The sequence below is a fragment of the Roseateles aquatilis genome, assembly GCF_002205645.1.
In the GTDB taxonomy this organism is placed as follows: Bacteria; Pseudomonadota; Gammaproteobacteria; order Burkholderiales; family Burkholderiaceae_C; genus Roseateles; species Roseateles aquatilis.
In genome coordinates this window covers 434847-451334 of sequence record NZ_NIOF01000003.1, presented here as the reverse complement: position 1 = coordinate 451334, position 16488 = coordinate 434847, and the positions used below count along the sequence as shown (strand labels likewise).

Annotated in this window: 19 protein-coding genes; 6 read left to right on the top strand and 13 right to left on the bottom strand. The window is 68.4% G+C overall.

Annotated elements, in window-relative coordinates; all coding sequences use genetic code 11:
- Positions 1-18: 18 nt before the first annotated feature.
- Complete coding sequence (locus CDN99_RS10315; protein ID WP_088384751.1) at positions 19-1020, bottom strand: LD-carboxypeptidase; 1002 nt, start codon at positions 1018-1020, stop codon at positions 19-21.
- Positions 1017-1772 (bottom strand): tRNA adenosine(34) deaminase TadA, encoded by a 756-nt coding sequence (gene tadA / locus CDN99_RS10310; protein ID WP_375134428.1) that lies wholly within the window; start codon positions 1770-1772, stop codon positions 1017-1019. The genes CDN99_RS10315 and tadA overlap by 4 nt, the downstream gene beginning before the upstream one ends.
- A gap of 49 nt (positions 1773-1821) precedes the next feature.
- Between tadA and CDN99_RS10305 the strand changes: the two genes are divergently transcribed.
- Positions 1822-2976 (top strand): DUF72 domain-containing protein, encoded by a 1155-nt coding sequence (locus tag CDN99_RS10305; RefSeq protein ID WP_238139456.1) that lies wholly within the window; start codon positions 1822-1824, stop codon positions 2974-2976.
- A gap of 153 nt (positions 2977-3129) precedes the next feature.
- Here CDN99_RS10305 and CDN99_RS10300 read toward each other — a convergent pair whose 3' ends face one another.
- The 3 genes from CDN99_RS10300 to CDN99_RS10290 are packed head-to-tail and all read right to left on the bottom strand — an operon-like array spanning position 3130 to position 4748.
- Positions 3130-3681: a 2'-5' RNA ligase family protein gene (locus CDN99_RS10300; protein ID WP_158218812.1), complete on the bottom strand. Its 552-nt coding sequence runs from the start codon at positions 3679-3681 to the stop codon at positions 3130-3132.
- A 25-nt stretch (positions 3682-3706) separates the two neighbouring features.
- Complete coding sequence (locus CDN99_RS10295; RefSeq protein ID WP_088384748.1) at positions 3707-3943, bottom strand: hypothetical protein; 237 nt, start codon at positions 3941-3943, stop codon at positions 3707-3709.
- 55 nt (positions 3944-3998) lie between these two features.
- Entirely contained in the window at positions 3999-4748 is a 750-nt protein-coding gene (locus CDN99_RS10290; RefSeq protein ID WP_088384747.1) for an NIPSNAP family protein, read from the bottom strand.
- A gap of 228 nt (positions 4749-4976) precedes the next feature.
- Between CDN99_RS10290 and CDN99_RS10285 the strand changes: the two genes are divergently transcribed.
- Both CDN99_RS10285 and CDN99_RS10280 read left to right on the top strand, forming a co-directional pair.
- The gene (locus CDN99_RS10285; RefSeq protein WP_088384746.1) at positions 4977-5192 is read left to right on the top strand and encodes an AbrB family transcriptional regulator; all 216 of its coding nucleotides are present in this window, start codon (positions 4977-4979) and stop codon (positions 5190-5192) included.
- A 26-nt stretch (positions 5193-5218) separates the two neighbouring features.
- Complete coding sequence (locus CDN99_RS10280) at positions 5219-5683, top strand: type II toxin-antitoxin system VapC family toxin (RefSeq protein WP_158218811.1); 465 nt, start codon at positions 5219-5221, stop codon at positions 5681-5683.
- Between the two features lie 57 nt (positions 5684-5740).
- Here the strand turns inward: CDN99_RS10280 and guaA are convergent, their stop codons facing one another.
- From guaA to guaB, 3 genes are read right to left on the bottom strand one after another with little or no spacing between them, the layout of a single operon-like run.
- A complete protein-coding gene (gene guaA, locus CDN99_RS10275) occupies positions 5741-7345 on the bottom strand; it encodes a glutamine-hydrolyzing GMP synthase (RefSeq protein WP_088384744.1) in 1605 nt (534 codons plus the stop codon).
- A gap of 52 nt (positions 7346-7397) precedes the next feature.
- Positions 7398-8696, bottom strand: a complete 1299-nt coding sequence (locus tag CDN99_RS10270) for an MFS transporter (protein WP_375134427.1) — start codon at positions 8694-8696, stop codon at positions 7398-7400.
- Positions 8693-10165, bottom strand: a complete 1473-nt coding sequence (guaB, locus tag CDN99_RS10265) for an IMP dehydrogenase (protein WP_088384743.1) — start codon at positions 10163-10165, stop codon at positions 8693-8695. The genes CDN99_RS10270 and guaB overlap by 4 nt, the downstream gene beginning before the upstream one ends.
- Positions 10166-10331: 166 nt before the next feature.
- Between guaB and CDN99_RS10260 the strand changes: the two genes are divergently transcribed.
- Positions 10332-10829 (top strand): DUF4124 domain-containing protein, encoded by a 498-nt coding sequence (locus CDN99_RS10260; RefSeq protein WP_158218810.1) that lies wholly within the window; start codon positions 10332-10334, stop codon positions 10827-10829.
- Positions 10830-10866: 37 nt separating this feature from the next.
- Here CDN99_RS10260 and CDN99_RS10255 read toward each other — a convergent pair whose 3' ends face one another.
- The gene (locus tag CDN99_RS10255) at positions 10867-11235 is read right to left on the bottom strand and encodes an RnfH family protein (protein ID WP_169727041.1); all 369 of its coding nucleotides are present in this window, start codon (positions 11233-11235) and stop codon (positions 10867-10869) included.
- Positions 11222-11686 carry a type II toxin-antitoxin system RatA family toxin gene (locus CDN99_RS10250; protein WP_088384741.1) on the bottom strand — a complete coding sequence of 155 codons (465 nt, stop codon included), beginning with the start codon at positions 11684-11686 and terminating at the stop codon, positions 11222-11224. Before CDN99_RS10250 ends, CDN99_RS10255 begins: the two co-directional genes overlap by 14 nt.
- Before the next feature lie 118 nt (positions 11687-11804).
- Between CDN99_RS10250 and smpB the strand changes: the two genes are divergently transcribed.
- Entirely contained in the window at positions 11805-12269 is a 465-nt protein-coding gene (gene smpB / locus CDN99_RS10245) for an SsrA-binding protein SmpB (protein ID WP_088384740.1), read from the top strand.
- 14 nt (positions 12270-12283) lie between these two features.
- On the opposite strand, the gene CDN99_RS10240 is transcribed toward smpB, so the two are convergent.
- Together CDN99_RS10240 and rimO are read right to left on the bottom strand one after the other, a co-directional pair.
- A complete protein-coding gene (locus CDN99_RS10240) occupies positions 12284-13498 on the bottom strand; it encodes a PLP-dependent transferase (RefSeq protein WP_088384739.1) in 1215 nt (404 codons plus the stop codon).
- Positions 13499-13797: 299 nt separating this feature from the next.
- Positions 13798-15213: a 30S ribosomal protein S12 methylthiotransferase RimO gene (gene rimO, locus CDN99_RS10235; RefSeq protein ID WP_088384738.1), complete on the bottom strand. Its 1416-nt coding sequence runs from the start codon at positions 15211-15213 to the stop codon at positions 13798-13800.
- Between the two features lie 102 nt (positions 15214-15315).
- Here rimO and CDN99_RS10230 point away from each other — a divergent pair, with 102 nt between their 5' ends.
- Positions 15316-15783 (top strand): GFA family protein, encoded by a 468-nt coding sequence (locus CDN99_RS10230; protein ID WP_088384852.1) that lies wholly within the window; start codon positions 15316-15318, stop codon positions 15781-15783.
- Between the two features lie 50 nt (positions 15784-15833).
- Here CDN99_RS10230 and phaR read toward each other — a convergent pair whose 3' ends face one another.
- Positions 15834-16415 (bottom strand): polyhydroxyalkanoate synthesis repressor PhaR, encoded by a 582-nt coding sequence (gene phaR / locus CDN99_RS10225; protein WP_088384737.1) that lies wholly within the window; start codon positions 16413-16415, stop codon positions 15834-15836.
- Between the last annotated feature and the right edge of the window lie 73 nt (positions 16416-16488).

Here is a 16488-nt window from a genome sequence, read left to right as displayed (position 1 = left end):
GCGCGAAGGTGACGTCGGTCAGTGGCCGTGGTGATCGTGGCCGTGGTGGTGGCCATGGCCGTGATCGTCCGCGTGGTCGTGTCCGCGACCATGCCCGTCATCGTGGCCGGGGCCGACGTGCCCCCAGGCGAGGATGACGTCGCGCCCTTCCACCATCATTTCCACCTTGGCGCCGACCGGCAAGCAGACCTTGGTCGGCACATGGCCGAACGGCAGGCCGGTCAGGATCGGCACCTTGACGCGCTCGCGCAGCGCCTGCACGCAGGTCTTCATCGAGTAGCCGCGGTCCAGCGGCGACTTCTTCCAGCCGCTGAAGCTGCCCAGCACGACCACTTTCTGCGCGTCCAGCACGCCGGCCTGCCAGAGCTGCAGCAGCATGCGTTCGATGCGGTAGGGATGCTCGTTCACGTCCTCCAGGAACAGGATGCCGCCCTTGATGCGCGGAAAGTGCGGCGTGCCCAGCAGCGAGCACAGCACCGCCAGATTGCCGCCCCACAAGGTCCCGCGCGCCTCGACGCCGTCCAGCCCGGCCTCGGTGCGGAAGCCGACGGCCTCCAGCGAGCCGTCCATCGCTTCGAGGAAGCAGTCGCGGGTGATTTCGTCGACGCCGCCATCGGCCTCGGCGCGACCGAAGTCGTCGCAGGCCAGCGGACCCGCCCAGCTGACCTGCTTCGTGTGAGCGAGCAGCCCCAGTTGCAGCGCGGTCAGGTCGCTCAGGCCGACCCAGCGCGTGCCGCGCTCGACGCTGCGGGCGATCAGCGACCAGTCGATGCGGTCCAGCAGCCGGGTCAGGCCGTAGCCGCCGCGCGTGGCCAGCGCCACCGACGGCGCGGCCTCGGCCACGCGGTGCAGCGCGGCCAGGCGCGTCGCGTCGTCGCCGGCGAAGCGCTGGTGCCTGGCGAGCGCGTCGTCGTCGACGTTCACCTCGAAGCCGAGCGCGCCCAGCCGTTTGGCCGCGCGGCGCAGCGGTTGCGCCTGGGCCAGAACGCCGGAAGGGGAATGGAGGATCAGGGAGCTCATCGCTTCGGGTCGTCCCGCGAGGGATCGAGATTCAGGAACAGGTCGTGCGCCTCGCCGACCGGAATGGGCGCGACCGCGGACGCGGCCTGCGCGGTGGACGCATCCAGGCTCACCGCGAACATCGCCAACGGATCGGCGGCCTCGGCATGCCGGCGCGCGTCGCGGCGTTGCCGGGCGGCCTCGCGGCGCTCGGCGAAGAAGTCGCGCAGCAACTGGGCGGCGGGCTCGGCGAGCACCCCCCCCTGCAGCGCGGTGTGGTGGTTCAACTGCCGCTGCGCGAAGAGATCGAGCACCGAGCCGGCGACGCCGGTCTTCGGATCCGGCGCCGCGAAGACGACGCGCTTCAGGCGCGCATGCATCATCGCCATCGCGCACATCGCGCAGGGTTCGAGCGTCACGTAGAGCTCGCACTCGGGCAACCGGTAGTTGCCCAGCAACTGGGCGGCGTGGCGCAGCGCGACGATCTCGGCGTGGGCGGTGGGATCGTGCGTCGTGATCGGCCGGTTGTAGCCGGTGGCGATCACCTGACCGGCCCGCATGATGACGGCGCCCACCGGCACCTCGCCGACCAGCCACGCGTTCTGGGCCTGGTCCAGGGCCAGGCGCATCGCGTATTCATCGACCGGGTCGATCGCGCCAGCGGCCACGGGCGGGGTGACGGCGGCGACAGATTCGGCCGACGCGGCCGGCGCGCCCGAGGCGGACGGCCACGGCGCCGCCGGGGCGGAGGGGATCGGGGGGGACTCGGACATGGGTGACCTTCGCGCGGCAGTGTAGCCGCGCCGGCTATGCTGGCGTCCCATGCAAGAGGCGCCCTCCGATCCGCTCCCATCGCCGCTGCAGGACGATCTGTTCGGCGATCTGCCGCCGCCGCAGACCTCGGCGAGCGCGCGACCACGGTCACGCATGCGCGCCGCCGACCCCGGGTCCGCCGACGACGCTCCCGCGACCGCCGCCGATCCCGACGAGGCGGTCCCCGGCGCACCACCCAAACGCCGTCGCGCCGGCATCCAGCCGCAGCCACCGGACGACGAGCAGCGCGCGCTCGCCGCGGCGCTGTCGCCGCGCATCTGGCTGGGCACGTCCTCCTGGAGCTATCCCGGCTGGCAAGGCATCGTCTGGGAAGGCCGACATGGCGAGTCCAACCTGTCCCGCAACGGCCTGGGCGCCTACGCCGCCCAGCCGCTGCAGCGCGCCGTCAGCATCGACCGGGGCTTCTACCAGTCCCTGACCGCGAGCCAGTACGAGCGCTATGCGCAGCAGGTGCCGGAGGACTTCCGCTTCACCGTCAAGGCGCCCAGCGTCGTCACTGATGCGCAGGTGCGGGGCGAGGACGGTCGCGGTCGTCAAACCAACACCGCCTTCCTCGATCCCCGCCTGGCGATCCAGGAGTTCATCGAGCCCGCCCTGGAAGGCCTGGCCGGCCGGATCGGCGCGCTGGTCTTCCAGCTGAGCCCGCTGCCGCTGGCGATGCTGGACCGCATGCCGGAGCAGCTCGACCGCCTGCACGCGATGCTGGCCGCACTGCCCTCGCTGCGCGACGCCGCGCCGGAAGGCGTCGTGGCCGTGGAGGTGCGCGATCCCGAATGGCTGACGCCCGATTTCGTCGCGGTGCTGAAGGACACCGGCGCGCGCTACTGCCTGGGCCTGCATCCGAAGCTGCCGACCATCGAGGATCAACTGCCGCTGCTGCGGGCCATGTGGCCGGGACCGCTGGTCTGCCGCTGGAACCTGAACCGGCTACATGGTCCATTCGGCTACGAGGACGCGGAGAAGAAGTACGGCGAGTACGCCGAGATGATGGATCCGGATCCCGGCACGCGGGCAGTGCTGGCCAAGGTCATCCGCGCGACGGCGGACGCCGGCCAGGCGGCCTACGTGACGATCAGCAACCACGCCGAAGGGTCCGCGCCGCTCAGCCTGCGAGCGCTGGCCCGACGAATCGTCGAGGGGTGACGCGGGCGGGCCGGGCGGTCAATCGGCCAATCGATCACCAGCCGGTCAGTGACCCGGTCCATCGGTCAGGCGGTCAGAAGCCCTGGCGATCAGCAGGTCGCGCGGTCAGATGGTCGGATGGTCAGATGGTCGGAAGCTCTGGCGGTCACGCGGTCAATCCAGCGTCCAGCACCCTAGCGCCACATGCGTCGACAGCCCTTGCAGGCTGTCCACCAGATGGAACTCGACCGCGTCCCATCCCTCGACGGCCAACGGCTGCGGCATGACCACCGCATCGTCGTACAGCAGCGTCAGGTGAGGCGTGAAGTGGGGATCGGTCCGCAGCCCCACCGCCTGCAAACGCGCGCCCAGGGCGGCGCGCATGGCGCGCACCCCGTCGAGACAGGCCCCGCCGCTCAGCACGAGCGGCAGGTTCCTCGCCTTGCGGGTGAAGCTCAGCAACTGGTCGAAATCGACGCGTAGCCGCTCATGGCGCAACGTGGCCGCCGCGGCTTCGGCGAGCTGGCGCACCTCGGCCGCCGTTTCCGCCTCATCGGTCTGATCGTCGTACCAGCCCAGGTGGTGCAGCGTGATGTGCAGGCGCTCGGTGCGAGGCGGCTTCGCCCGCAGGCCGAGGCGTCGGACGAGCTCGCCCGAGACGCCGTTCAGCCGCGACGCGGTCTGCCGATCGGGCCGCAGGCAGAAGAACAGCGCATGGACGGTCATAGGGGACATCCGGCGCGAGCCGGTCTCAGTCGGCCTCGGACGCGGCGCGCCGCTCGCCCTGCTTCATCAGGTCCTCGACCTGCCGGCCGACGGCGGCGGGATCCGGCAAGGCATCGCTCGCCGCCGCTCCGGGCGCCGGCGCCGATACCGATGCCGACGTGGCGGGCGCCACGTGTTTCATCGCCTGCATCTGTTTCTTGGCGCTCAGCAACACGATGGTGAGGACGACGACGAGGCCGAGAATGGTCAGGGCGCTGCGCATGCGGGAAGGCTCCGGCGGTGGAAGGCGATGTCGCGCAGCATAACGACCGGCCCGCTCAGCGCAACGCGGAGGCGACGCTCGGCCGCAGTCGCAGGATCTGCGGCGCGCGCTCCTGCGCGTCCCGCCAGCGCGGCTCCAGCGCGCGCCACGCGGGCGAGTGGCGGCAGGCGCTCCATCGGGCGACCCAGTCCTCGGCGTCCCGCGCACGGGTCATCCAGACGAAGACCTTCTCGCCCTCGCGCACCGGCAGGCGCGGGAAGTTGTTGGCCGAGCGCTCGGGCACGAAGCTGCCGACGACCGGCAGGCCGGCGGCCTCGAGGACCCGGACGACGTCCCGCTCGAAGAACGCGGCGAACCCATCCGCCGCGTCCGCCGGATCCTTCCAGAGGTAACAGACATGCAGCGCGATGAATCCCCCCGATGCAGCAGCCGCCACCGTCCGGGCGCGGCCGGCCTCCCATGCCGCCTCGATGCGCGGCGGCACGGCGGCATCGAGGGCGCCTCGCAGCAACAGCACGTTGTCGTTGTCGACGAGCAGCGGATTGGCTTCGTCGCGGCGGGCCTGCCAGACGGGTCCGAAGTAGAAGTCGTTCAAGGTGCGCTCGCGCGCCGCCATGTCGTCGAAGCCCCGGATCCAGACGAAACGGTCCGGATCGTCCAGGTCGGCGAACTGCCCGAACAACCGCATGCCCAGCGCCTCCTGCGGCGCGACGAAAGCCTCGTCGAACAGGTGCATGAAACGCTCGCGCTCGCCCTTGGCGATCTTGTACTGGCGCAGCTCGTAGACAGGGTGGTCGTCGGCCATGGGGGAACTCCTGAATCGCGAACGGGATGGATGGCCACGATTCTGGACAGGGCCGCTGTCATCGCGTGTCAGCAACCAGTGTTCATGTGACACGACCCATCCAGGGAGGTCGTTCAATCAATGCGCAGGTACTTTGGCCGACAGAGCACCGGTCTGCGTCGTAGCCCGATCGGAACCCGAGGCGAAGAATGCAAGCTTCGTTGTACCGCTGAACGCACTGGAGGCCACATGCCCGCGCCCGTCATCACCATCTCGCCCGAGAACCACATCGATCTGCCCCAGGAGATTCACGAGCACTTCCGGTGGGAGGCCGGTCAGGAATTGCTGGTCATCCGCCGGGAGACGGGTGTCTTCCTCTGCCCGCCCACGACGCGCGAAGAGATGCACGGCATTGCCCGTGGCGCCAACACGGACACCTATCGCGACGGCCGCGATCGATACTAGGAGTCATCCAGATGGACAGACACAGGATGGTGGTCGACACGTCTGCCTGGATCGAGTGGCTCACCCGAAGCGACCTGGGTCTTTGGATCGACGTGATCCTCCCCTCGCCAGAGCACTGCATCATGCCCTCGATCGTTCTCGTCGAGCTTCTACGGTGGGCTCGCCGAGAGCTGGTGCCCAATGCGTACGAGCGAGTCATTGCCATGTCCGAGCAGTGTCATGTCGAGACGCTCGATCAGGAACTGGCGCTGTTCACGGATGAGGTCTATGCAAGACATCGGCTTCCGCTCGCCGACTCGATCATCTATGCCTGCGCTCGCAGACATCGCGTCCAAGTGCTCACATGTGATGCCCACTTTGAACCGCTGCCATTCGTCCAGTTTCAGCGCAAGATCGGCCCTCGGTCGCAGACCATGGCCCGGGAGCCCGTTGGCGCATGGTCAACGCGCCGCGCGATGCGATCGGAGGCGGGCTCTTCGTATCTCGCGTGAAAGCAAGCCAGGGCCCTTCCGGGCCCTGGCTCACTCAATGCGCCGCGCTTGCAGCGCTCATTCCCACTCGATCGTCGCTGGCGGCTTGCTGGACACGTCGTAGGTCACGCGGTTGATGCCGCGCACCTCGTTGATGATGCGACCCGAGCAGCGCTTGAGCAGGCTGTACGGCAATTCCGCCCAATCGGCGGTCATGAAGTCGCTGGTCTGCACCGCGCGCAGCGCGACGACATAGTCGTAGGTCCGGCCGTCGCCCATCACGCCAACGCTCTTCACCGGCAGGAAGACCGCGAAGGCCTGGCTGGTGAGTTCGTACCAGGACTTGCCCGTCGCCTCGTCGCGCGTGTTGCGCAGTTCCTCGATGAAGATCGCATCGGCGCGGCGCAGCAGGTCCGCATACGACTGCTTCACCTCTCCGAGGATGCGCACGCCCAGGCCCGGTCCTGGGAACGGATGGCGGTAGACCATCTCCGGCGGCAGGCCCAGCGCCACGCCCAGCTCGCGCACCTCGTCCTTGAACAGCTCGCGCAGCGGCTCCAGCAGCTTCAGGCCGAGTTGTTCCGGCAGCCCACCCACGTTGTGATGGCTCTTGATCGTCGTCGCCTTCTTGGTCTTGGTGCCGCCGCTCTCCACCACGTCCGGGTAGATGGTGCCCTGCGCCAGGAAGGTCGCGCCCTTGTTGCCCTGGCCATTGGCCTTGAGCTTCTCCGCCTCCGCCTTGAACACGTCGACGAACAGGCCGCCGATGATCTTGCGCTTGCGCTCCGGATCGGTCACGCCGGCCAGTTGGCCGAGGAACAGCTCACTCGCGTCGACGCGGATGACCTTCGCCTGCAGCTTGCCCGCGAACATCTCCATGACCATGTCGCCCTCGTTCAGGCGCAGCAGGCCGTGATCGACGAACACGCAGGTCAGTTGATCGCCGATCGCGCGGTGGATCAGCGCCGCGGCCACCGACGAGTCGACGCCGCCGGACAGGCCCAGGATGACTTCCTCGTCACCGACCTGCTCGCGGATCTTGGTGACCGCCTCGGCGATGTAGTCGCCCATGATCCAGTCGCCCTTGCAGCCCGCGATCTCGCGCACGAAGCGGTTGAACACCGCGGCGCCTTGCACCGTGTGCGTAACCTCGGGGTGGAACTGGAAGGCGTAGTAGCCCTTCTCCTCGTTGGCCATGCCGGCGATCGGGCAGCTCGGCGTCGACGCCATCAGCTGGAAACCGGGCGGCAGCGCGGTGACCTTGTCGCCGTGGCTCATCCAGACTTTGAGCATGCCGTGGCCGTCGGGCGTGCTGAAGTCCTGGATGCCATCCAGCAGCTTGGTGTGGCCGTGCGCGCGCACCTCGGCATAGCCGAACTCGCGGTGGTCGCTCCACTCGACCTTGCCACCGAGCTGCACCGCCATCGTCTGCATGCCGTAGCAGATGCCCAGCACCGGCACGCCCAGGTCCCACACCGCCTGCGGCGCACGCAGCTCGTGGTCCTCGTAGGTCGACGCATGGCTGCCCGACAGGATGATCGCCTTCGGCGCGAAGGCGCGGATGAAGTCGTCGCTGACGTCGTTGGGATGGATCTCGCAATAGACCTGCGCCTCGCGCACGCGGCGCGCGATCAACTGGGTCACTTGGGAGCCGAAGTCGAGGATGAGGACTTTGTCGTGCATGGTCAGCTTGTAGCGATGCTTGAGGATTCGATATCGGAGGGCGCGCGCTGGCTCATGCCTTGGCCGCGACCGCCGCCGCCGGCGGGCTGGCATGGAAATGCCGCCACGCGAAGACGAGGGAGGTCAGTTGCAGCAGCGCGCACAGATAGAACGGCGCGCCCAGGCGCCAGTCGGTCTTCGGGAGTTCGGCCACCAGCGCCATCAGGCCCAGGCCGCAGATCGGCGCGACGACCGCCATCAGGCTGTTGATCGCGGCGACCGCGCCCATCGTCTCACCCTGCGTGCGGGCGTCGGCGGCGTTGGAGATCAGGCTCTGCATCGCCGGCGGCGCGGCGTAGCCGACGATGTTCAGCGCGAGGATCGCCACCATCATCCAGCCCTCGGTCGACACGCCCCAGACCAGGTTGGTGATCACCGAGGTGCCCAGCCCGATCAGCACCAGCTTGCGCGGGCCCAGCCAGCGCATCAACGGCTGCAGCAGGATGCCCTGCACCAGCACCGCCATCAGGCCGACGGCGAACAGCGACAGGCCGTTCTCGCGCGGGCCCCAGCCGAATTTGTGCTGGTTGTACAGCACCCAGCTGGTCTGGATCACCAGTTGCGCCAGCCCCGTCAACGCGATCACATAGATCAGCGGGCCGATGCCCTGCAGGTTGCGCAGCCGGGTGAGCGCCGCGACCGGATTGGCCTTGCGCCAGTCGAAGGGCCGGCGATGCTCGGGGGCGAGGGATTCCGGCAGCACGAAGAAGCCGTACAGCCAGTTCAGCAGCGCCAGCGTACCGGCGACGTAGAACGGCAGGTGCAGGTCGATGCTGCCCAGCAGCCCACCCATGATCGGGCCCAGGATGAACCCCATCCCGAAGGCCGCACCCAGCAGGCCGAATCGCTTGGCCCGGTCGGCGGGCGGCGTGATGTCGGCGACGTAGGCATTGGCGACCGCGGCGTTGGCCTGCATGGCGCCGGAGAACAGCCGCACCACCACCAGCATCCACAGCGCCTCCGCCAGCGCGGTCACGAAGAAGCTCAGCGCCAGGCCGCTGAAGCCGATCAGCATCACCTTGCGGCGACCGAAACGGTCGGAGAGCCCGCCCAGGATCGGCGAGCCGAAGAAGTTGGCGATGCCGAAGGCGAAGGCCACCGCCAGCTGCGCCAGCGTGTGCTGGGTCTCGTTCTCGGTGAAGGTCCCGACCAGCGGGGGCAGCACCGGAATGATCAGGCCGATCGACACCATGTCGATCAGCACCGCGATCAGGATGAACGACATGGCGGCCTTGCGGCCGCCATGCGCGTTCGGTGCGGCGACGGCCAGGGGGCCGTCGCCGGGGGTCGCCGAGTCGGACAAGAGACTCACTCCAGACGGTAGTTGGGCGCTTCCTTGGTGATCTGCACGTCGTGGACGTGGCTCTCCCGGATACCGGCGGAGGTGATCTCGACGAACTCGGCCTTGTCGTGCATGTCCGCGATGCCCGCGCAGCCGCAGTAGCCCATCGAGGCCCGCAGCCCGCCCGCCATCTGGTGCACGATCGCGACCATCGAGCCCTTGTAGGGCACGCGGCCTTCGATGCCCTCGGGCACCAGCTTGTCCGCGTTGGGGTTGGTCGTCTCGTCGTTTTCCTGGAAGTAGCGATCCGCCGAGCCGGCCTTCATCGCGCCGATCGAGCCCATGCCGCGGTAGCTCTTGTAGCTGCGGCCCTGGTACAGGATGACCTCGCCCGGGGCTTCCTCGGTGCCGGCGAACATGCCGCCCATCATCACCGTGCTCGCGCCGGCGGCGATGGCCTTGGCGATGTCACCGGAATAGCGGATGCCACCATCGGCGATCGCCGGCACGCCGGTGCCCTTGAGCGCGGTGGCGACGAAGTCGATCGCGGCGATCTGCGGCACGCCGACGCCCGCGACGATGCGGGTCGTGCAGATCGAGCCCGGGCCGATGCCGACCTTGACCGCGTCCGCGCCGGCCTCCACCAGCGCCAGCGCCGCGGCGCCGGTGGCGATGTTGCCGCCGATGACCTCGACGTGGGGGTAGTTCTTCTTGACCCAGCGCACGCGCTCGATGACGCCGCTGCTGTGGCCGTGGGCGGTGTCGACGACGATCGCGTCCACGCCCGCCTTGACCAGGAGCTCGACGCGCTCCTCGGTACCGTCGCCCACGCCGACCGCGGCGCCGACGCGCAGCTTGCCGTGGTCGTCACGGGCGGCGTTCGGGAAGTTGGTCTGCTTGGTGATGTCCTTGACGGTCATCAGGCCGCGCAGCTCGAAGGCATCGTTGATGACCAGCACGCGCTCCAGCTTGTGCTTGTGCATCAGCGCCTTGGCCTCGTTCAGCGAGGCGCCCTCGGGCACGGTGATCAGGCGTTCGGCCGGGGTCATGATCTCCGAGACCGGCACGTCCATGCGGGTCTCGAAGCGCAGGTCGCGGCCGGTGACGATGCCGACGACCCTCGATCCCACCAGCACCGGAAAACCCGAAATGCCGTGGTGCTCGCTGAGCTGCTTGACCTGGCGGACGGTCGTTTCCGGCGTGATCGTGATCGGGTCGCGGAGCACGCCGGACTCGTACCGCTTGACGCGGGCCACTTCCGCCGCCTGCTGCTGCGGCGTGAGGTTCTTGTGAACGATGCCGATGCCGCCCTCTTGCGCGATGGCGATGGCCAGTCGCGCTTCGGTCACGGTGTCCATCGCGGCGGACACGAGGGGAAGGTTCAGGCGGATGCCACGCGTGAATTGGGTGGCGAGGCTGGTGTCGCGCGGCAACACCTGGGAGAACGCCGGCACCAGCAACACATCGTCGAAGGTGAGCGCTTTTCCGAGTAGGCGCATGTGGGAAGCTCCAGACGCAAAGGCGCATTATAGAGAGGCCCCGGCGCTACACTCGCCGACGGCGGCAATTCCCCCATGGAATGCCGCAAAGTTTTCCGAAGCTTCTTCCGAAGCCTCTCGCGGCGGCCGTCTCGCCGCGATCCTCCAAGGGCCGAACGACGCCATGATGATTCAACGACTTTCGCGACGCCCGCTGGGTGTGCTGTGCGCCATGGCGCTGCTGGCGCTGGCGCCCGCCGCCCACGCGCAATGGAAGTGGCGCGATGCCGATGGGCGCGTGCAATACAGCGATCGACCGCCCCCGCCCGGCATCGCGGACAAGGACATCCTGTCGCGCCCGTCGAACACGCAGCGCGCGATCGCGATGCCCGCCGCCGCGGGCGCTTCCGCGGCGGCCTCGGCCGCATCGGCGCCAGCGCGCGCGGCCAGCGAGGTGTCGTCGCGCGACAAGGTCGACCGCGAGCGCAAGGCCGCCGAGGACAAGGCCCGCAACGAGGCCAAGGCCGAGAACTGCCGTCAGGCGCAGAACCGCCTGCGGGTGCTGGAGTCGGGTGTGCGCCTGCGCTCGGGCACCGAGAGCGGCGAATCCCAGCCGATGACCGAAGCGATGCGCCAGGAGCAGGTGCGGCAGATGCAGTCGGTCGTGTCGAGCAACTGCAACTGAACCCGGACTTCGGGCCCTGCGCGTCAGGCCCTGGGCGTCAGGCCTTGCGCCCCAGCGGCCGGTGCCGCGTCACGATGCGCCGGCCGGTGGCCCGATAGCGCTGGCGTCGCGCCTCCTTCGGGTCAACGGTCAGCGGGCGGTAGACCTCGACCCGATCACCTTCGCGCAGCAATGTGTCCAGCGGCTTGACGCGGCCCCAGATGCCCGCGGTCAAGGAGGGCAGCCGAGCCGCCTCGAACCACCCGCTGTCCGCCAACGCGCGCGCCAGGGTGCTACCCGACGGGAGCGAGAGGCGCTGCTCGCGGAGCTCGCCGGGGTGCGGGCTCCAGACGATGTCGACGGCCAGGGCGGTGTCGGCCGATACCGAAGCCGAAGCGATGGGCTGGTCCGGTTCAGCGGGGTCCATGAACCTGCTCGGCGCGCTTCACGAAGCTGTCGACGAAGGTGTTGGCGATACGGTCGAAGACCGGGCTCACCACCGCCTCCAGCGCGAAGCTGGAGAATGCATAGCGCAGCTCGAACTCGATCTTGCAGGCCCGCGGCTCTTCCCCGGGCGGCGTGCCGGGGCGGTTCAGCGGCAGGAACTGCCAGTCGCCGTCGAGCAGCGAGAACGGTCCGTCGACCAGGCGCATGCGCACGCGCCGGTCGGGTTCGTGGGTGTTGCGGGTCGTGAAGGCGTGCCGCAGGCCCGCGTAGGACAGGGACAGGCGGGCGGTCATGCCGTCATCGTGGCGCTCCAGGACCTCGGCGGCGGAGCACCAGGGCAGGAACTCGGGGTAGCGTTCAACCTGGGTCACCAGGTCGTACATCTCTCGCGGCGAGTACCAAAGGAGGACTGTCTTCCGGACTTGCTTCATGGCGCTTCTTAGAATGGCGGGATTGTAGGCGGCCCGTTCGACCCCATCTGACGGTCTCGCGGCCGTCATCCGGGCCGCCCCCTCCCCGCCGGCGCCCCACGCAGAACAGCTCACACCCATGTCCATCGCAGAAAACCGCCGCGCCCGATTCGAGTACCACATCGAGGAGCAGTACGAGGCCGGCATCGTCCTCGAAGGCTGGGAGGTCAAGGCGATCCGCGCCGGCCAGGTCCAGTTGCCGGACGGCTACGTCGTCATCCGCGAGGGCGAGCTGTTCCTGATCGGCTGCCGCATCAATCCGCTGCGCACCGCGTCGACGCACGTGAACCCGCTCGCCGACCGGACCAAGAAGCTGCTGATGAGCCGCGCCGACATCCGGCGCCTGATCGGCAAGGTCGAGCAGCGCGGCTTCACGCTGATCCCGCTGGACCTGCATTACAAGAACGGCCGGGTCAAGGCGCAGATCGCGCTGGCCAAGGGCAAGGCGCAGCACGACAAGCGGGAGACCGAGAAAAAACGCGACTGGGAACGCGAGAAGGGCCGCCTGATGCGGCACACGGTGTCGTCGCCGTCGAAGGACTGAGCGACCTCGGTCCTTCAATCCCCTGTCAAGGCCTGCAGCGCCTGCGCCAGATCCGCGCGCAGGTCCTCGACGTCCTCCAGGCCGATCGCGAAGCGCACCAGCGTGCCGCCCTCCTGCGGCGTCCACGGCAATCCCAGCGAGCGGCTGCGGCTCAGGTCGTAAGGCACGGCCAGGCTCATCGGCCCCGCCCATGAGTAGCCGATGCCGAAGCAGGCCAGCGCGTCGACGAACGCATCGACACGGCGCGCGCCGAACTCCGGCTTGAACACGGCCGAGAACAGCGCGCCCGCGCCTCCCCGGCTCACCCTCGCCCAGTGCGCGTGCCCCGGCGCCCCCGGCAAGGCCGGGTGCAGCACGCGAGCCACCTCCGGTCGCCCCGCCATCCACGCCGCCAGATCGCGAGCCGCCGCGTCCTGCGCCCGATACCGCAACGCGATGCTGGGCAGGCCGCGCAGGACCAGTTCGACGTCGTTCTGTCCGAGCCCGTAGCCGAGGTACTCGTGCATCGCCACGAGTTGCCGGTTGAGCGCGGCATCGCGCGTGCAGACGGCCCCCATCAGCACGTCGGCGCCACCCGACGCGTACTTGGTCAGCGCCTGCATCGAGAGGTCGGCACCGAGCCCGGGCTCGTGACCGGGCGCGATGTCGAACGCGTTGAACGCGAGCCCCGCGCCCCAGGTGTTGTCGAGCGCGCTCAGCACGCCGCGCGCGCGGCAAGCCTTCAACAGGCCGATCAGATCGGGAAACTCCAGCGTGATCGAACCGGCGGCTTCCAGCCAGACCAGCTTCGTGCGCTCGGACAGCATGGCCTCGAAGGCCGGCACGTCGAGCGGATCGTAGAAGCGATGCGTGATGCCCAACCGGCTGAGCAGGCCGGTGGTGAGGTGGCGGTTCTGGCCGTAGACGTTGTCGGGGAGCAGCACCTCGTCGCCAGGCACCAGGAACGCCAAGCTGGTCAGCGTGATCGCGGAGAGGCCGCTGGGCGTGAGCACGCAATGCTCGGCGTGCTCCAGCGTCGCGATGCGCGCCGCCAGGGTGTAGGTCGTCGGCGTGCCCGGCAGGCCGTAGCGATAGCTGATGCCGTCGCCCAGGCGTGGCTGATGCAGCTCGGCAGTGTTCTTGAACAGCACCGTGGACGCCTTGTGCACCGGGACCGGCACCGCATCCCAGCCGTCAGGCGCGCGAAAGGGGTGATGAATCAATGCTGTAGACGGGCCGGGCTTGGACAAGGGATCACCTTCGCTGGGGAAACGAATCCTCCATTTTGCCCACGCCACCGAAACATACCGTCCACATCGCGTTCACGCGATGCCACCAGCCTCGACCCTCGCACTGGAGCCCCGATGGAGACCGCCCCTTCCCCAGCTCGCCACGACAGCCGATCTCCGGCGATGGGGACTGCTTCCATCGCGCCGCGCCGTGGGCCCCGGGCGACCAGGACCGGGCGCATCTCTGCTCGACCTCGCGCCCGAGAACAACTGGGTGATGGTCGGCGCACCGACAGACGGCTCGCCCCCCCTGACCGGGATCAGATCGGCATCGCGATCAGATCGTGCCCCTCGACCGCGACGACGCGGGCGCGGGTGAACTCCCCGACGCGCAGCTGCTTGCTGAGCTTCTCCGGCGGCAGCAGGCGAACGGTGCCGTCGATCTCGGGCGCGTCGGCGTAGGACCGACCGACACCCCCCTTGCGGCCCAGCGCGGGCGCGGAGTCGACCAGCACCTGCATCGTCGCGCCGACGCGGCGCTGCAGCTTCGCGATCGAGACCTCCTCGGCCACCTTCATGAAACGCGCACGGCGCTCCTCGCGCACCTCGTCCGGCAGCGCGCCATCCAGTGCATTCGCCGGCGCGCCGTCGATCGGCGAGTAGGCGAAGCAGCCGGCGCGGTCGATCTGCGCTTCACGCATGAAGTCCAGCAGGTACTGGAACTCGGCCTCGGTCTCGCCGGGGAAACCGGCGATGAAGGTCGACCGGATCACCAGCTCCGGGCAGATCTCGCGCCAGCGCAGGATGCGGTCGAGGTTCTTCTCGCCGTTGGCCGGACGCTTCATGCGCTTGAGCACATCCGGATGCGCGTGCTGGAACGGAATGTCCAGGTACGGCAGGATCAGGCCCTCGGCCATCATCGGCAGCACGTCGTCCACGTGCGGGTACGGGTAGACGTAGTGCAGGCGGACCCACGCGCCGTAGGGCTTGGCGATTTCACCGAGCTGCGCCACCAGATCGAACATGCGGGTCTTGACCGGCTTGCCGTCCCAGAAGCCGGTGCGGTACTTGACGTCGACGCCATAGGCACTGGTGTCCTGGCTGATGACCAGCAGTTCCTTGACGCCGGATTCGAACAGCGCCTTCGCCTCCGACAGCACGTCGCCGATGGGGCGCGAGACCAGGTCGCCGCGCATGCTCGGGATGATGCAGAAGCTGCAGCGGTGGTTGCAACCCTCGCTGATCTTCAGATAGGCGTAGTGCTTGGGCGTCAGCTTGATGCCGGCGACGCCACGCGCCTCGGGCACGAGGTCGATGAAGGGGTCGTGCGGCTTGGGCACGTGCGTGTGGACGGCGTCCATCACTTCCTGCGTCGCATGCGGGCCGGTGACGGCGAGCACGCTCGGATGGATCTCGCGGACCAGGTTGCCGGTGCTCGCGCCGGCCTTGGCGCCGAGGCAACCGGTGACGATGACCTTGCCGTTCTCGGCCAGCGCCTCGCCGATGGTGTCCAGGCTTTCCTTGACGGCGTCGTCGATGAAGCCGCAGGTGTTCACGATCACCAGGTCGGCCCCGGCGAAGGTCTTGGAGGTTTCGTAACCCTCGGCCCGCAGTTGGGTAAGGATCAGTTCGGAATCGGTGAGCGCCTTGGGGCAGCCCAGGGAGACAAAGCCGATTTTGGGAGCCGCGCCGGGCGTGACAGGCTGGGACGGGCTCAGGACGGAGGTATCGCTCATCCAGCGATTTTAAGCGGCGAGCGCATTTCGGCGAATTCCGGCATGTCGGCGCGCCACCGCGGCACGCGCATTGCCGCCCGTGACGAGAAGGAGTACCACCCCATGCACCTCGAAGGCGCCTGCCACTGCGGCAGCGTCCGGTTCAGTGTCGAGTCGACCGAGCCGGTCCCGTTCATGCGTTGCTACTGCTCGATCTGCCGCAAGACCGCCGGCACGGGCGGCTACGCGATCAACCTCGGCGCCGACCGCCGCACCTTCAAGTTGCACAAGGGCAAGCGCTTCCTGAAGGTTTACCGCGCCATCATCGACGGCAAGGAGAGCACCGGCCAGCGCCACTTCTGCGGTCGCTGCGGCACGGCGCTCTGGATGTACGACGACAACTGGCCCGATCTCATTCATCCGCATGCGGGCGCGATAGACACACCGCTGCCGGTGCCGCCACAGAACGTGCATGGGTTGCTCGATTCGAAGGCGCCGTGGGTGCTCGTCGAAGGCAAGCGGGACGATCCGCGCTTCGACCACTACCCGAAGGAATCGCTGGCCGAGTGGCATCGGCGGCACGGTCTCTGAACCGACGTCGCGAACGTCGCTCAACCACTGCCGGTGGCGCTATCGCCGCTTCACTTCTTCGGCGGCTGCGGCGGAAACCCCGGCACGCCGGGGAAGATGTTGCCGGCGTTCTGGAACTGTTCCTGCATCTGCAGGAACAGGTTCTTGGACTGCTCCAGGTAGTTGCCCATCAGCCCCTGCATCATCGGCGCTTGTCCGCTCATGAACTGGGACCACAGCTCCGGATTGAAGCTGCCGCCCTTGCTCTGCTCGGCGAAGCGTGCCTGCATTTCGGTGAAGGCCTGCAGGTTCTTCTCGAGGTAGGCGCCCATCAGGCCCTGCATCGCATGGCCGTAGAAGCGGATGATCTGCGACAGCAGCGGCGTCGAGAACATGGGCATCCCGCCCATCTCCTCCTCCAGGATGATCTGCAGCAGGATCGAGCGCGTCAGCTCGTCGCCGGACTTGGCATCACGAACCTCGAACTCCGCCCCTTCCAGCACCATCTTCTTGACGTCCGCCAAGGTGATGTAGCTGCTGGTCTGGGTGTCGTAGAGCCGACGGTTCGGGTACTTCTTGAGCACCCGCAGGCCCTTGGGCGACGAGGGATCCTCGCTGCCGGGGGCGGTCTTGCCTCGTCGGGCCGTCACCATGCTGTCTCCTCTGGGATCTGAAACCCATTCTAGGAGGCCATCGGCAAGCGGCCCGCCGGGTGATTTCCCTTGC

What these genes read in the sequence shown, in the direction of transcription:
- CDN99_RS10315 (WP_088384751.1), bottom strand. Translation starts at nt 1,020, where the DNA reads ATGAGCTCCCTGATCCTCCATTCCCCTTCCGGCGTTCTGGCCCAGGCG.
- tadA (WP_375134428.1), bottom strand. Translation starts at nt 1,772, where the DNA reads ATGTCCGAGTCCCCCCCGATCCCCTCCGCCCCGGCGGCGCCGTGGCCG.
- CDN99_RS10305 (WP_238139456.1), top strand. Translation starts at nt 1,822, where the DNA reads ATGCAAGAGGCGCCCTCCGATCCGCTCCCATCGCCGCTGCAGGACGAT.
- CDN99_RS10300 (WP_158218812.1), bottom strand. Translation starts at nt 3,681, where the DNA reads ATGACCGTCCATGCGCTGTTCTTCTGCCTGCGGCCCGATCGGCAGACC.
- CDN99_RS10295 (WP_088384748.1), bottom strand. Translation starts at nt 3,943, where the DNA reads ATGCGCAGCGCCCTGACCATTCTCGGCCTCGTCGTCGTCCTCACCATC.
- CDN99_RS10290 (WP_088384747.1), bottom strand. Translation starts at nt 4,748, where the DNA reads ATGGCCGACGACCACCCTGTCTACGAGCTGCGCCAGTACAAGATCGCC.
- CDN99_RS10285 (WP_088384746.1), top strand. Translation starts at nt 4,977, where the DNA reads ATGCCCGCGCCCGTCATCACCATCTCGCCCGAGAACCACATCGATCTG.
- CDN99_RS10280 (WP_158218811.1), top strand. Translation starts at nt 5,219, where the DNA reads ATGGTGGTCGACACGTCTGCCTGGATCGAGTGGCTCACCCGAAGCGAC.
- guaA (WP_088384744.1), bottom strand. Translation starts at nt 7,345, where the DNA reads ATGCACGACAAAGTCCTCATCCTCGACTTCGGCTCCCAAGTGACCCAG.
- guaB (WP_088384743.1), bottom strand. Translation starts at nt 10,165, where the DNA reads ATGCGCCTACTCGGAAAAGCGCTCACCTTCGACGATGTGTTGCTGGTG.
- CDN99_RS10260 (WP_158218810.1), top strand. Translation starts at nt 10,332, where the DNA reads ATGATTCAACGACTTTCGCGACGCCCGCTGGGTGTGCTGTGCGCCATG.
- CDN99_RS10255 (WP_169727041.1), bottom strand. Translation starts at nt 11,235, where the DNA reads ATGGACCCCGCTGAACCGGACCAGCCCATCGCTTCGGCTTCGGTATCG.
- CDN99_RS10250 (WP_088384741.1), bottom strand. Translation starts at nt 11,686, where the DNA reads ATGAAGCAAGTCCGGAAGACAGTCCTCCTTTGGTACTCGCCGCGAGAG.
- smpB (WP_088384740.1), top strand. Translation starts at nt 11,805, where the DNA reads ATGTCCATCGCAGAAAACCGCCGCGCCCGATTCGAGTACCACATCGAG.
- rimO (WP_088384738.1), bottom strand. Translation starts at nt 15,213, where the DNA reads ATGAGCGATACCTCCGTCCTGAGCCCGTCCCAGCCTGTCACGCCCGGC.
- CDN99_RS10230 (WP_088384852.1), top strand. Translation starts at nt 15,316, where the DNA reads ATGCACCTCGAAGGCGCCTGCCACTGCGGCAGCGTCCGGTTCAGTGTC.
- phaR (WP_088384737.1), bottom strand. Translation starts at nt 16,415, where the DNA reads ATGGTGACGGCCCGACGAGGCAAGACCGCCCCCGGCAGCGAGGATCCC.